13 protein-coding genes are annotated in these 13,924 nt (G+C 67.8%); 5 read left to right on the plus strand and 8 right to left on the minus strand.

Annotated elements, in window-relative coordinates; all coding sequences use genetic code 11:
* Positions 1-236 precede the first annotated feature (236 nt).
* Both ACJ8AN_RS34405 and ACJ8AN_RS34410 read left to right on the plus strand, forming a co-directional pair.
* A complete protein-coding gene (locus ACJ8AN_RS34405) occupies positions 237-1,571 on the plus strand; it encodes an N-acetylmuramoyl-L-alanine amidase (protein WP_407759795.1) in 1,335 nt (444 codons plus the stop codon).
* Positions 1,568-3,064, plus strand: a complete 1,497-nt coding sequence (locus ACJ8AN_RS34410) for a hypothetical protein (RefSeq protein ID WP_407759796.1) — start codon at positions 1,568-1,570, stop codon at positions 3,062-3,064. The genes ACJ8AN_RS34405 and ACJ8AN_RS34410 overlap by 4 nt, the downstream gene beginning before the upstream one ends.
* Positions 3,065-3,189: 125 nt before the next feature.
* Here ACJ8AN_RS34410 and ACJ8AN_RS34415 read toward each other — a convergent pair whose 3' ends face one another.
* The 3 genes from ACJ8AN_RS34415 to ACJ8AN_RS34425 form a co-directional block, all read right to left on the minus strand.
* Complete coding sequence (locus tag ACJ8AN_RS34415; protein WP_407759857.1) at positions 3,190-4,713, minus strand: alkaline phosphatase D family protein; 1,524 nt, start codon at positions 4,711-4,713, stop codon at positions 3,190-3,192.
* A 294-nt stretch (positions 4,714-5,007) separates the two neighbouring features.
* Positions 5,008-5,175 (minus strand): hypothetical protein, encoded by a 168-nt coding sequence (locus ACJ8AN_RS34420; protein WP_407759797.1) that lies wholly within the window; start codon positions 5,173-5,175, stop codon positions 5,008-5,010.
* Positions 5,176-5,258: 83 nt separating this feature from the next.
* Complete coding sequence (locus tag ACJ8AN_RS34425) at positions 5,259-6,365, minus strand: hypothetical protein (RefSeq protein WP_407759798.1); 1,107 nt, start codon at positions 6,363-6,365, stop codon at positions 5,259-5,261.
* A gap of 820 nt (positions 6,366-7,185) precedes the next feature.
* Between ACJ8AN_RS34425 and ACJ8AN_RS34430 the strand changes: the two genes are divergently transcribed.
* On the plus strand, positions 7,186-7,596 hold the full coding sequence (locus ACJ8AN_RS34430) for a class I SAM-dependent methyltransferase (RefSeq protein ID WP_407759799.1): 411 nt from the start codon (positions 7,186-7,188) through the stop codon (positions 7,594-7,596).
* Between the two features lie 32 nt (positions 7,597-7,628).
* On the opposite strand, the gene ACJ8AN_RS34435 is transcribed toward ACJ8AN_RS34430, so the two are convergent.
* The gene (locus ACJ8AN_RS34435) at positions 7,629-8,231 is read right to left on the minus strand and encodes a hypothetical protein (protein WP_407759800.1); all 603 of its coding nucleotides are present in this window, start codon (positions 8,229-8,231) and stop codon (positions 7,629-7,631) included.
* Between the two features lie 160 nt (positions 8,232-8,391).
* Between ACJ8AN_RS34435 and ACJ8AN_RS34440 the strand changes: the two genes are divergently transcribed.
* Entirely contained in the window at positions 8,392-9,795 is a 1,404-nt protein-coding gene (locus ACJ8AN_RS34440) for a serine/threonine-protein kinase (protein ID WP_407759801.1), read from the plus strand.
* Positions 9,796-9,798: 3 nt separating this feature from the next.
* On the opposite strand, the gene ACJ8AN_RS34445 is transcribed toward ACJ8AN_RS34440, so the two are convergent.
* Positions 9,799-10,680 (minus strand): SDR family oxidoreductase, encoded by an 882-nt coding sequence (locus ACJ8AN_RS34445; protein ID WP_407759802.1) that lies wholly within the window; start codon positions 10,678-10,680, stop codon positions 9,799-9,801.
* A gap of 116 nt (positions 10,681-10,796) precedes the next feature.
* A complete protein-coding gene (locus tag ACJ8AN_RS34450; RefSeq protein WP_407759803.1) occupies positions 10,797-11,675 on the minus strand; it encodes an OmpA family protein in 879 nt (292 codons plus the stop codon).
* Positions 11,676-11,870: 195 nt separating this feature from the next.
* On the opposite strand from ACJ8AN_RS34450, the gene ACJ8AN_RS34455 reads away from it, so the two are divergent.
* Positions 11,871-12,713 (plus strand): phytanoyl-CoA dioxygenase family protein, encoded by an 843-nt coding sequence (locus ACJ8AN_RS34455; RefSeq protein WP_407759804.1) that lies wholly within the window; start codon positions 11,871-11,873, stop codon positions 12,711-12,713.
* A 27-nt stretch (positions 12,714-12,740) separates the two neighbouring features.
* Here the strand turns inward: ACJ8AN_RS34455 and ACJ8AN_RS34460 are convergent, their stop codons facing one another.
* Together ACJ8AN_RS34460 and ACJ8AN_RS34465 are read right to left on the minus strand one after the other, a co-directional pair.
* Entirely contained in the window at positions 12,741-13,208 is a 468-nt protein-coding gene (locus ACJ8AN_RS34460) for a hypothetical protein (RefSeq protein WP_407759805.1), read from the minus strand.
* A 58-nt stretch (positions 13,209-13,266) separates the two neighbouring features.
* Positions 13,267-13,911, minus strand: a complete 645-nt coding sequence (locus tag ACJ8AN_RS34465) for a DUF6151 family protein (RefSeq protein ID WP_407759806.1) — start codon at positions 13,909-13,911, stop codon at positions 13,267-13,269.
* Positions 13,912-13,924 lie beyond the last annotated feature (13 nt).

Below are 13,924 nucleotides of genomic sequence, written 5' to 3' on the forward strand. Positions count from 1 at the left end.
GCCCGGCTCGAAGGAGTGTCGGTTGAGAGTGAGCTCCTGTGGCGGGGCAGCCGCCGCGAAGGGGTTCGACTGGCGTGACGGACGAGGAGACGCGAGCTCGACACGGTCCGCGACTTTCTCGCGAACAGGCCTCCTATTGTCCTGGCTGGTGGGAGACCTGCTACCCGCTATACTCCCTTGCTGCTCAGCCCTCACGTCGAGGTCGCGAGCCCCGCAACAAGAACGCAGGGGGGATGATGGCCAGGCCCATCAAGATGACCGTTGCCGTACGAGCGCTGTTCGCCGTGAACAACAGTCCACAGGCCAGGTGGGGATCGAAAGATTCACACCCCATCGTCAAGGCGACGGTGGCGCTCGAGGGAACGGGGCTCAGTGCCACCACCCATACCTTTGGGAACATGGAGTTGGATGTCTCCTCGCTCTCGTCCGGAGAGTATGTCCTCGTACTGACGCCCGACAGTGCGAACCTGCTGAGGAACTCCAGCGAGCCCGTGAATCCCAACGATGGGAACAAGACGGACGCGCCTGGGACCTGCCGCTATCGTCCCTTGAAGATCAAGGTCTCCCTCACGATCAAGGACGGTGGTGTACAGCTGGGCGCCGCGAGTACATGTGACGGTGCGACGCATGGAGCCGCCTTCGTGCAACCTCCAGCCGGATTGCTGATCGATTGGAAACCCGATTGGATTGCCTGCAAGCATAGCGGAGTGCGCCCGGCGAACAGCACCCCGACCATCATCCTGCTGCATCGAACCGGTGGCCCTACTCCAGGCTCCGCGCTCGATACGTTCCTCCCCGCCCCCACATCGAGCCATTACCTGGTGGATGTCGACGGATTCGTCATCAAGCTGGTCCATGAGGACCTGGTGGCGAACCACGCGGGCATGAGCTGGTGGGCTGGCCAGAACCGCGTCGGTAACGTCTCGGTGGGCATCGAGATCGTGAACAAAGACGGAGCGTTCACCCCTCAGCAGTACGACGCGGTCACCCGCCTCATCCAGGAGCTCAAGCTCAAATACCCTGGCATCAGCCGGCATGGCATCCTGGGCCACGGTGAGGTCCGGGTACGCAGCGACAAGAACCTCGTCCCGTACCTGAAGAAGCCGACCCCGCCCCCTCTGCATGACCTGACCCTCGAGAACCGCCCAGGTTGCCCGGGAGTCTACTTCGATTGGACGAAGCTCGAGGACCAGGGATTGTGCTCGAAAGCAGATCCCTCACTCCTCGCGGAGAGCAAGCTCGGTGAGGAGTATGGCGGTTACTTCAAGGACAATCCCCTCGCCAGGCTCTCCAACCTCACGACGGATGCGAAGCTCCTGAGAAAGGACAAGACACCCTACAATGTGATTGCCAGCCTGCAGACGGATCTGGGCTCACTCGGCTACTCCATCAATGCCATGGATGGTGTGTCGATCACCGGCGCTTACGATGCCGCAACCCAGGCCGCGGTGGACCGATTCCGCCGCCGCTACGTGCCAGGCACGGTCCGCGACAACAAGAACCTCAGTCCCATCTTCGATCGCGCAACGGCCATCGCGCTCAAGCGCGTCCTCCTGGATCGTCAGCGATGAACGGCCCTCCCATGCACGGGTGGAAGCTCGGCCTCGCGTGTGTCCTGGCTGGAGCCCTCCTGACCAGCAGCAGCCCCTTCGCGAAAGCCGCCACGCCCCAGGCAGCGGCAGCCGCCCCCGGGGAAGCCCCGCTCCAGCCCGTGCCCTGGGTGCTCTCCCATCCCCTGCGAGCGGATGTGCTGTTCGCGGCGGGGTATTCCGCGCCCTGGCTGAATGCCCGGAGCGCCTGGGTCTCCAGCGATGGCAAGCGGGTCGCCTTCTTCGCCCGCGAATCTCCAGAGGCGGAGCGCATCTCCCGCACCCTTGTCGTGAAGGACGTGGACATGGATGCCGTCGTTTTCGAGAAGGTGCTCTTCTCGGAGGAGGAGAGCGTCCAGCACAGCGGCTCCAATCTCGAGCGGCTGGCCAGGGCTCGCGCCCAGGAGGCGCTCTCCCAGTTGGAGCAGTACCAGTGGAAGCCGCTCGCCCATCACGAGCTTCCCTCTCACGAGCGGGAATTCTTCTCGGATTATTGTTTCGAGAAGCAGCTTCATCCGAAGCGCTCGGTGACCCTGGGCGACCTGAAGCTCTCGTACCAGGAGCCACGGGTGCAGTTCTGGCGCCGGGGGAAGAAGGTGCTCGACCGCCGCGTCTCCTCCTGGCGGGTTCGCCAGGAAGGATGCACCCAGGCCAGTCCTTCGTGGCTGAATGGCGTCTTCGTCAGCCGCGAGTTGGGAGTGGTACTCCTCGAGCTTGGCTTCTGTGGGATGGATCTCTGCTCAGAGCCCCCCGCGGCGTTCCACGCGCTCCGCATTCCCAGCGACAAGCCACGAGCGGAGCAGCCTCCTGGCCAGATGGGGACTCCATCCCTGGGCTACGAGACCGAGGGCTCCGTGGCGCGAACACTCTATGTCACCGGGCTCCCCGCCATCTCGAAGGATGGGTCCCTGGTTGCCCTCGCGGAGGTCTTCTCGGATGGCCAGCGCGGAGATCCCAACCTCCTCCTCACGGTACGACGTCCCCGGACCAACGAGATTGTCTGGAGGTTTCCCGTGCTGGAGTCTGGGGAGGTCTCAGCCGTCAAGAAGTCGCCCCCTCAGTCCCAGGAGCTCGACACGAAGGTGCTCGAGCGAATCCGCCAGGCGAATGACTACCTCGCGCAAACACAGTGGATGCCACTGGTGGAACAAACCATCCAACCGATGGTGACGGAGAGTTGCCAGCAGGGTCCCACCCAGAAGCTGCAACTGCCGGAGCTGGAGCTGACCTTCAGCCAGGGACATCTTGTCCTGAAGCAAGGAGCAGGCGTCCCGCCGATCGACCTGAATCTCCCTGGAAAAGGCTCATCGGCCGTGGCGGCATGCCAGGTGCCGAGCAAATCCTTCCTCGACGCGGTCTACATGGATGAGCGCAGGAGAGTCGTCTTGCTGCGGCTCACCACGTGCGGCGACGAGGCCTGCCCGGAGCAGGACGGTTGGTTTTACGCCCTCGAGACGCGGAGCGGCGGACCCTGACCTACTTCATAAGAAGCTCCTTCATCTTGCGAATGAACCTCGCCTCCGAGAGTGACGCGCGTCACCTGCCGCACGCGCACTCCCATGGCTGGAATGGGGTTGGACGGCAGACACCTTCGCGGTGCCTACTGGAAGCCCGACTCGAACAGCAGCTTCGGCTCGCCGGGGGTGTCCTCGTCCTCGCCAAAGAGCTTGAAGTTGAGCCGTGCGAGGTCGCCGTCGAGCTCCACCTCGATGGTGCCCACATTGAGGCCACCCACCGGCTGCTCGAGCACGCGTGCCATGCTGCCGCCCAGCAGATGGATGCGCGCCCACTTTCCTTCCAGGTCCGCCATCGCGAAGTGCGTGCGCGGCATGTGGCGCGCCAGGTGCCAGTCGAGCGAGGACAGCTTGTGGGTGATGGAGCTCGACACGAATTGGTAGAGCGAGGTCGGCGGGTCCGTGCGCCAGTCGCACCGGGCCGCATAGCCCACGTGGACGTCTCCACTCACCATCACCACCCGCTGCTGGGGGTGGCGCTGCTGGTGGTTCTTGATGAGCTCCAGCATGCGGCAGCGATCGGCGCGGTACTGCGGGTGCGTCCAGCGGTCGTGCGCGTCCTCGCGGAAGCTGCCCGGCACGTAGCGGGCAAGGCGGGAGAGCCAGCCGGGCATGAAGAACGGGGGCACGCTCACGACGATGAAGAGCACCGGGGCGGAGTCGTTCACGTTCAGCCAGGTCGCGAAGCGCTCCAACTGGTGCGGCGCGAAGACGCGTGCATGGCTCCCGTCGGCGGAGCGCCGTTCCGAGCGCACGTCGAGCACGTAGCCCGCCGCGGCGCCGTACTCGAAGGTGTAGTCGTAGGGGCCCTCGAAGCCAGGGCGTAGGGGCTCCACCCTCGAGTGCTGGTAATGGCGGTAGGCCGCCTCGGCCGCGTCGCGCAGATGGCGCCACTTCTTGTCGTGGTGCTCGGGCAGGGTGCCGTAGTTGTCAGCCACCTCGTGGTCATCGAGGATGGGGTAGCCCGGAAAGCGCGCCTGGAGCTCCAGCCAGGCCGGGTGGCCCCAGTTGCGCCGGTAGCGCCCGTGGTACACCGCGAGGACCTCGTCGTGGGTGCACTCCAACAGGCTCTTCCGGCCCGGGGGCGCGACCGTCTTGAAGTACTCCGGGTCGAACAGCGACTGGCTCTCGGGGAAGTCCGCGTAGAGCTGGTCCCCCACCCACAGCGCGAGCTTGACGTCGCAGCGCTCCCACGCGACACGCGCGACGCGCAGCATCCGCAGCCCCATCTCGTGCATCTCGCCCTGGTCGTCGAAGGGCTGGTGACAGCTCGCCACGCCGAGGCAGAAACGCCGGGGCATCTGCGAGGGACTGGAAGGGAGCGTCTCGAAGCTGCCCTCTCCCACGAGCACGCCATCCGCCCGGCTGATGCGGTAGCCATAGCGCGTGACGGGCTCGAGCGGCCGGGCGCCGGCGATATCGTCCGGGTAGGCGAAGGCAAGGGTGTGGTCGCTGTGCGCGCGGTCGCCCATGTCGAAGGCGTAGGCGACGCGCTCCGAGCGCACCGCGTCCAGCCAGAGTTCGAGCCGGTGTGCTCCCCCTCCAGGCGAGCGCATCCAGAGGCGCACGCCCCCCGGGCTCACGCGGCCCACCGCCACGGCGCGCTCCATCACGGGAAGGTCGGTCCCCATATAACCAGAGTGAGGACGCCCGAGGCTGCCGGCCAGCAGCCGCCTGCCTGGAAGCCCTCGGCAGCCGCTACGGGGGAGCAATCGGGCAAGCGCTGTGACCCCCGGCGAGCCGCGCCCTGGGCCTTGTCCCCTTCCCCGCCGCACCTGAGCCGCGATTCGCTGCTCGGCCGGCGGGAAGGGCGCTCCTCCGCGCTCACTCGGGACAAAAAAGGGGCGCCGAGGGGAGCCTCTGCCCGCCCTCGGCGCCAGGGGTGATGCGCCCGTCTCAACCCTTCAGCACAGGGTGTTGCAGCCGGGCTCCGGGGAGTAGTTGACGATGCAGCCCTCCCCGTCACCGGCGGCATAGCCCCCCACCACCGTCTCCAGCGCCTCGTCGTCCAGCTCCAGCAGTGACGAGAGGTCCCTCTCCACTTCATTGAAGCTCACCAACTCCTTCTTCATGTCGGTCTCCTCTTGCGTGGACGTACGACCCTGGCCCTCTCGACGAAGCCCTCGAGGGCCGAAGGCTGGATGATGAAACCATGTTACTTGCGGAAAGCCTTCGCGAAGAGCTTCTCGACCCGCGACTTCTCGGGCTCCACCACGCCCGCGGACGAGGCCACGCCGGAAGCGGTGGCGAGGCTGGGGCGCAGGCCCGACGCGATGCCGGGCTTGAGGTGGTGGCGCAGGTCGACCGCGACGTCGGTCTTGACGTGGGTGCCCACGCCCGCCGCGGCGTTGAGGTCCGCGGACTGCTTGAAGAAGCCGTTCTCCAGGCCGAGCTTCCCGCCCGCCTGGGCCGCCGCGCCCGCCACCACGCCCGCGGTGACCGAGCCGTGCAGCCGGCCCGCGTGCCCGCCCGCCGTGCCATACGCTCCCGCCGTGGCGGCCGCGCCCACCTGGCCCGAGAGCAGCGCCGTGGCGGTCTTCGGATCCACGGAAGCCACCCCCTCGGCGAAGGCGGTGGCCGAGGCCTTGGCCTCGCCCTTGACGTACGCGCCCACGTGCCGGTTGAAGTCGTGACTCGCGCTCGCCGCGACGCCCACGCCCGTCTCCGCCTTGGCCGTCAGCGCCGCCGTGTACGCGTGGCTCTTCGTATCCGCCGAGACGCCCGCCTGGGCGCTCGCCTTGAAAGCGTTGGCCTCGGCGGTGAGCTGGCCGCTGGTCACGCCCAGACGGCCCGCGTGCACCTTCCGCAGCTCGTAGGAGGCGTGGAGCCCGTTGAGCTCGGCCTGGGCCGAGGAGTGGTGCACGCCACCGCCGTGGTGGCTCGTGGTGGAGGCCCGCATCGAGCCCAGGCCGCCGCTCACCGTGCCTCCGAAGACATCCTTCTGAAAGGGATTGCCCGGCTTGTCGATGAACAGGTGCTGCTTCGCGCCCGGGGGAGGCGTGAGCTTGTTGTCACCGCCGCTCACCCTCACGTTCGAGGCCTCGCCCGTGCTCTTCTCCCAGGGGCTGTACGCGGGGGAGCCCTCGGGCGCGCCCGGGTGCTTCACCGGCTTGGACTCCGTGGCGGCCGGTGCGCTCGCGGCGGGCTTGCTGGCCACCGTGGACGGCAGCGTGGAGGCGCGGGCAGGAGGCGTGGGCTGGGACGCCTTGGATGTGGGGAGGGTCGCGGAGCGGCGGGGCAGCGTGGGGCTGATGCGGGGCATGGGAGGCTCCTCGGAAGGTGCGGCGGGATGGGTTCGGAACAGCGATGTCCCGTCCTTGTGCACCCGACATGCCATGCCCATGTCGCCCTCCGTGGACAGGGGGCCTCCATGGTTTCTGGGGGTTATGAGGAGAGGGCTCGAGAGAGAGGAGCGTGGGGAGTGGTGACTGCAGTCATCAGCCTCGAGACAGCTGTCACCACCCCAGCCCATGACCGGCGGGCTACGCGACACTGTACCGGGACGACGGATCGTCTATCCCTATCACTATCGGCGCGGGTCTGCTGGCACTCCTGAGTCTGGGTTCCGCGGCGGTCTTGTTCTGGATGAGCACCCAATTCCAGTCGCGGACCACGGGCTTGAGCGACTCCATTGAACGGGTGCACTCCGCCGAGCAACTGGCACAGTCGCGCTTCCTGCTCCAGGTGGTCCAGGAGTTCCCGCCGCATCGTGCGGGCCCATGGCGGAAACATCGAGGTGGTGAGCCAGGAAGGGGCCGGCTCGACCTTCCGGGTCCGGCTGCCGTCCCACTGAGCAGGGCTCGACGTCATGCCAGACGCCCGGTACATTATTGGAACCCGTGGAAGAAACGCACCGCCAGAGCGCCGAGTGGATTCGCTCCCTGCTCTTGAATGCTCAGGCCACCCCGGCTGTGTTCCGCACGGCCCTGATGGGTGTTCCTCCCGCCGAACGGGATGCCTGGTTCGACCTGGTCTTGGGCCTCGACTCGTTTCCCGACGATGGCCCCGAGCTTCCGCGAGGCTGCGTTCCCTACCTCCCCTGCCCTGTCGATGCGCTCCTTCGACTCGTGGAGTGCGCGGAGGTGCGGGCCTCCGACGTGTTCGTCGACGTGGGCTCGGGCGTGGGGCGGTCCGCCGCGCTGGTGCACCTCTTGACCGGGGCCGCGGCGATTGGCATCGAGATTCAGCCCGCGCTCGTCCACGCCGCACGTGAGCTCACCACGCGCTTGAACACGTTGCGCTTCTCGCCGGTCCAGGGCGATGCGGCGGTGCTCACCGGTTCCATCACCAACGGGTCCATCTTCTTCTTGTACTGCCCCTTCAGTGGCGAGCGCTTGGAGAAGGTGCTGGACGACCTCGAGTCCATCGCGCGCACGAGACCGATTCGCATCTGCTGCGTCGATCTGCCACTGCCGCCCCGTCCGTGGCTCACGTTCGCGGCGCCCCCCTCTGGGAACCTCACGGTCTATCGCAGCACCCTGCACCCCGCGTAGGACCGGCTGACGTCATCACCGTCCGAGGGCGCTCAGCCCGCCGTCCAGCCCTGGGTGCTCTGGGCGGCCTCCTCCAGGGTGTGGACCAGCATGAGCGCGGGGCCGGTGAGCTCTTCCAGCGCATCCGCGGTGGAGGGGATGTCGCGTCGCTCGGCCTGGAGCCAGCCTTCGCGGATGTGGAAGGTCCGGTAGTGGCTGACCATCTCGTAGAGGTGCTGCTGGACGGACGGGTGGCGCAGCACCCGGGTGGTCGAGGCGGTGAGGTTGCTCAGCCCGAAACGCTGGTCGAACGGCTCGTCCCCGATCTCCTCGTCCCTCTTGCCGAAGAGCTTGAGCAGCTTGTCTCCGAAGCCCTCCGGCTCCAGCGAGAAGTCCGGGGGCAGCGAGCCATTCGTCGAGAGGTGCAGCACCGTCACGCGGTAGCGGTGCTTGCCAGAGCCGCGGGTCTGGGTCTCCAGCCGCATGGGATAGCCTTCGTAGGTGCCCTCGAGCTGGAGGCCGTCCGCGTGCATGCCATGGCGGTTGGCGAACTCGGCCCAGGCCGCGACCCTCACCTTGTGCACCGTCCAGAAGATGAAGCAGACGATGGCGAAGAGGGTGGTGAGGATGATCAGCGGCAGGCTCTGATGAAGCATGGCGCGAATTCTGCCCTCGGGGCCCATCCGAGGAAAGGCCCCCCGCGGGGGCCTGAGCTGCTGGAGCGCGTCACTCACGACCTGTTCCCGCCCCCTGTCGCGAGGCGGGTCCGGAGGGTGCTAGACATGCCTCCTGGAACTTCCACTGGGGGCACGGCGCATGGTCAATGACAGGTACCGGCTGTTGGCATCCCTGGCCTCGGGAGGAATGGCGGAGCTCTTCCTGGGGGTGGCGTGCGGCGCGGAGGGCTTCTCGCGCAAGGTGGCCATCAAGCGCATGCTGCCGCAGCTGGCGCAGAACCCGCTCATCGCCAGGATGTTCCTGGCCGAGGCCCGGCTGGCCACGCACCTGCAGCATCAGAACATCGCCACCGTGTACGACGTGGGCCAGGGCCCCGAGGGCCTCTTCCTCGTCATGGAGCTGGTGGAGGGTTGGGACCTGGGCGTCCTGCTGCGCCACGCTCAGGAGCGGGGCGTCCGGTTTCCTCCCCACCTGGTGGCCTTCATCGCCACGCAGGTGCTGGCGGGCCTGGCCCATGCCTACCGCCGCCGGGGAGACGGGCACCAGGTGGTGACCGCCCACCGTGACATCTCGCCCTCCAACATCCTCGTCTCCCGGGAGGGCGAGGTGAAGGTGACGGACTTCGGCATCGCCCGCGTGGAGGGCCTCTCCATGGGCACCGAGCCGGGCTCCTTCAAGGGCAAGGTGCCCTATGCCGCGCCGGAGGTGCTGGGAGGACAGCCCGCCACCACCGCCAGCGATCAGTTCGCCCTGGGCATCGTCCTCTACGAGCTGCTCGCTGGCCACCACCCCTACGGCGACGAGACGACCTCCCTGATGGGATTCGTCCAGGCCATCACCCAGCGGGAGCTCCCCCTGTTGCAGGGAGTCCCCGAGCCGCTGGCGGCGGTGGTGTACCGGGCCATGTCGCGGGAGCCGGAGCTGCGATTCTCCCAGCCGGAGGAGATGGCGGAGGCGCTCTCGCTCTACCTCGCCCAGGCGGGCGCGCCCACCAGCTCCCAGGCCCTGGCCACCTTCCTGCGTGCGCTGCGGCCGCCTCCCACCCTCGTGGAGCGGGCCGAGCAGTCCGAGGGGGAGGCGCCGCCCCCGGAGAGGGCCTTCGACACCGCGCCCCAGGCCACGCCGGTGCCCGAGCTGTTGATGCCCACCGTGCTGTCCTCCCGGCCGCCCTCCTCGCTGCCGGACCTCGGGGGCACCGAGTGGGAGCCCCAGCCCGGCGGGCCCATGCTCAGCGCCAGCGGCGAGCTGGTGGGGCGTCCCCAGCCGGCACCGGCGCCTCCTCCACCTGCCCCCGCGCGGAGGCAACCCGCGGAGCGGCTGGAGCTGGAGGTGCGGCCCCGGCGCTCGGGGCGCGGCCGTCCTCCGTCCACGGAATATGCTCCCGCTCCGCCGGACGCCTCGCTCGACGGCAAGCGGTTGCTGCGGATGGTGGTCATCACGCTGGTGGTGCTGGCGGTGCTCAGCCGGCTGGTCCAGTGGGGGCAGCCCTTGATGAAACCCCTGCTGGATTCGCTGCAGGTGTCGGCCGAGGACACGAGGTAGCGCCTACCGCCAGAGGCTCACATGGTCCTGCACGAACTGGCGTAGCGAGCGGGGCTTGCGGCCGAGCAGCCGCTCTGCATCTGCGAGCACGCGCTCGGCCCTTCCGGCCCGGCAGTAGGCGAACCAGCCCAGCATGGCGTCGACGATGAGGGGGGGCTGGCCCGCGCCGAGCAGCGCCTGCCGGGTCTTCTCCGGGTCGACGGCCACATAGCTCACGGGCTTGCCGAGCACTTCACCCAGGGTCTGGGCCACCTCGGCCATGGTGGGGGACTCGGCGCCGGTCAGCACGTAGGCCTTGCCATGGTGCCCGGTCCCCTCGGCCAGCGCGACGCGGGCGGCGATCTCCGCGATGTCGCGCGTGTCGATGTAGCTGACCCGGCACGTCCCGAAGGGCATGTAGAGGGCCCCCTGGGTGCGGACCGTCTGGAGGTTGCGCGGGGTGAGGAAGTTCTGGAAGTACTGGTTGGGCCGCAGGAGGGTGAAGGGCAGGCCGCTGTCCGCGATGGCCTGGTCCGCTTCGCCGTGCCACACGGCCTCGGTGATGGGCTCGGGCTCGCCCGTCCCCATCAAGCTGCTGCGCACCAGGTGGCGGACACCCGCCTGACGCGCGGCCTCGGCCAGACTCCGGGACTGGGCCGCCATGGCGGGAGACATGGGGCTCACCTGGATGACGGTGTCCACCCCCTGGAGCGCCTGGGGCAGCGTCTCCGGCCGCTCCGGGTCCAGCCCGGCCACACGGACCTCGCGGTACTCCTGGAACTGCTCCCGGGCGCGGGCCACGTCCCGCGAGCCCGCGACGATGTTCACGCCGCCGAGGCGGGCCAGCTCCGTGACCATCTCCTTCCCGATGTTGCCTGTCGCGCCAATGACGAGGACGGTCTTCACGGTGTGCTCCGGGGTTCGGGTCTTCACGAACGGCGGCAGAGGGTTGGGGTGAGGGTATCGGAGTTATATCCGGGTACCCTCACCCCGTCCCGCTCCCGGAGCGAGCGGGGATGCCGCTACTTCTTCTTCGCGGCGGGTTTGACGCTCGAAGCCGGCTTCACCGCCGGGGCCTTCTTCACGGAGGCGGCCACCACCGCGGACGGGGCCTGCTCGGAGGGGGCGAGGACGATCTCGATGCGCCGGTTCAGGCTCCGTCCCTCCGCCGTCTGGTTGGAGGCGATGGGCTGGTACTCGCCATAGCCCAGCGCGGAGAGCATCGTGGGCGGCACGCCCTGCTCCTGGAGGAGCTTCACGACGACGAGCGCGCGCGTGGTGGACAGCTCCCAGTTCGAGTCGAACTCCGTCTTCGCATCCGCCGGTACCGGCACGTTGTCCGTGTGGCCCTCGACGCGAATGAGCTTGCCCTGCACGTCCTTGAGCGCCTGCGCCACCTTCTCCAGCGCCTCCTGGCCCTCCTTGTTGAGCCTGGTGCTGCCAGAGGAGAAGAGGATCTTGTCCTTCATCTTCAGCACCATCCGGCCCTTCAGCTCGGACAGCTCGATCTTCCCGGTCTTGATCTCCTCCTTGAGGCTCCTGGCGAGGTTCTCGTACTCGCTGGACTTCTTCTCGAGCGCCTCCTTGGCCGCGGCGAGCTTCTCGGTGCTGCGCGACAGCTCCTGGTTGAGCTCCGACAGCTCGTCCACGCGCTTGCGCAGCGCGCGGCGCTCCGCGTCACTGTGGGCGAGCGAGGACTCCAGCTCCGCCTTCTCCTTCTCCGCCGCCTCGGCGGCTGCCCTCGTCTCGGCGAGCTTCTGCTCCAGGGCCTTCATCTGCCCTTGCTGCTCGTCGTATTGCTGCTTGAGGGTCTGCGCTTCCATCGACTTCGACTCGAACGCCTTCTGCGAGACGCAACCGACCAACGGAACCAGTAGGACCAGACACCAGTGCATACGCATTCGCGTCTCCTTGGGTTGAAGAGCGCCCTTATACCTCCGAGCCCACGCGGGAGAGGGAGCGTGTTCCCCACCTGTGGAGTCCACGTGGAAAAAACCGGTGGTTGTGTTGTCATGAACCAAGACATGTTCACGAGAGGACTCACGCCCCTTCCATGCAACGGCGCCTCTGGTACGGTCCACTCCATGGGAGTGGACATGGACCGGGTCAGAGACTTCGAGCGGCAGGGCTTCCTCGTGCTGCCCGGATTCGTCCCGCCGGTGGCCTGCGATGCCTTGAAGGCCCGGGCTGAAGAGCTGGTGGCCGGCTTCCGGCCGGAGACGGTCTCCGTCTTCTCCACCCACGAGCAGACCCGGACCTCGGACGAGTACTTCCTCTCCTCGGGGGACCACATCCGCTTCTTCTTCGAGGAGAACGCCTTCCGGCCAGATGGCTCGCTGCGCCAGGACAAGGCGCTGTCCATCAACAAGATCGGCCACGCCCTGCACGACCTCGACCCCCTCTTCGACGGGTTTTCCCGCACGCCCGAGCTGGCGAGGCTGGCCTCGGAGCTGGGCTTGAAGCAGCCGTTACTGCTCCAGTCGATGTACATCTTCAAGCAGCCCCACATTGGCGGTGAGGTCAATTGCCACCAGGACGCGACGTTCCTCTACACCGAGCCGTCCACCTGTCTGGGATTCTGGTTCGCGCTGGAGGACGCCACGCTGGAGAACGGTTGCCTCTGGGCGCTTCCCGGCGGGCACATGCTCGGCTTGAAGAAGCGCTTCGTGCGCGCCGAGGGAGGCGGCACGGCGTTCCAGGTGCTCGACTCCACGCCCCTGCCCGAGGAGGGCATGGTGCCCCTGGAGGTGAAGAAGGGCACCCTGGTCGTGCTCCACGGGCTGCTGCCCCACAAGAGCGGCGCCAACAGCTCGTCCAAGAGCCGCCACGCCTACTCGCTCCACCTCATCGATGGCACCGCCCGCTACCCCGCGGACAACTGGCTGCACCGCTCCCCCACCCTGCCCCCGCGGGGCTTCGAGCCCCCCACGAGAGGCTGAGCGGGATGATCGACCCCATTCGGGGGCTCAGCCCAAGCGCGCCCCGGAAGACGCGCCGAGACGTTGCCGGACCCGTACGGCGTGCTCGTCCAGACCGTTGTCCCGCAGCCGATCCGCCGCCCACGACACCGCCGCCGGCCACGAGGCCAGGATGGAGTACGGCACGACCGAGGGCTTGATGCGGTGGACGAGGACCCGGGCGACCAGCGCCAGGGTCGGAGAGTTGATGAGTGCCGCGATCCCCATCGAGAACTGGCGCATCGGCCGTTCCTGCTGTCGCAGGAAGCGCCATTGCTGCTCGCGCTGCTCGGGGGTGAGCGATTGGAGCAGGCGGAAGTCCACCAGAGAGACGTGCCGCTCCCCTCGCCTCAGATAGGACAGGGTGCGCTCGAACAGCTCCGCTTGCTGCTCGTTCGTGATCACGCGTGGAAACGTCACCCGCAGCAGGGGCCAGAGCGAATCGTCCACGGCAATAGAAGAAACCGGCGAACTCATGCGAGGAAGTCAGCGCTTCCCCTCCATTCTATCATGCCTTCCATGCCGCGGACCGCGGTCACGCGCGAGCGGCACGCGGGCCACACAGCGAGCGTAGCGCGTCACGCTCGGCCGTGGAGAGCACCGTGACAGGGTATTTCGGCTTGCCGCTCGCGCGGTCGAAGAACGGATGTGGCCACGTCTTGCCGCGGAGCTTCCAGCCGAGCACCTTGCGGATCGTACGCGCGAGCAGACGCATGTCCGGCTTCACCGACCCGGGCGGCGGCTCGCCGATCGCGAACTTGCCGAGAATGCCACCGCGCGGCGCGCCGAAGACCTCGTCACACGGGCGTGCGTTCGGCGCCTGCTGGAACAGTTCGGTGACGATCCCGACGAACGGTAGCCGCGGCGACACCGTGTTGCCGAGCGGCGTCTTGCAGCAGCTCGCGTACCAGCGATAGAGGCCCTCGGGCGTGAGGCGCACCGCGGTGACGAGCTCGAGGCCACGATCGAACGAGAGCGTCGAGGGCGCGACCTGCACGATGTCCGAGCCGCCGTGCTCGTCGAGCAGCTCGGCGCGGCCGAGGTGGTGCAGGAACGCCTGACAGTCGTCGCAGTAGCAGACGACGCGGTTCACCGTGTCTGGCGCCGCATCGCGCAGCCATCCGTGTAGCTTTCCGCAACGACACTGGAGTTCGACGTCTCGAGACATGGGGACCCGCATATCACTTCTAGAC

The organism is Archangium sp., assembly GCF_045802675.1.
In the GTDB taxonomy this organism is placed as follows: Bacteria; Myxococcota; Myxococcia; order Myxococcales; family Myxococcaceae; genus Archangium.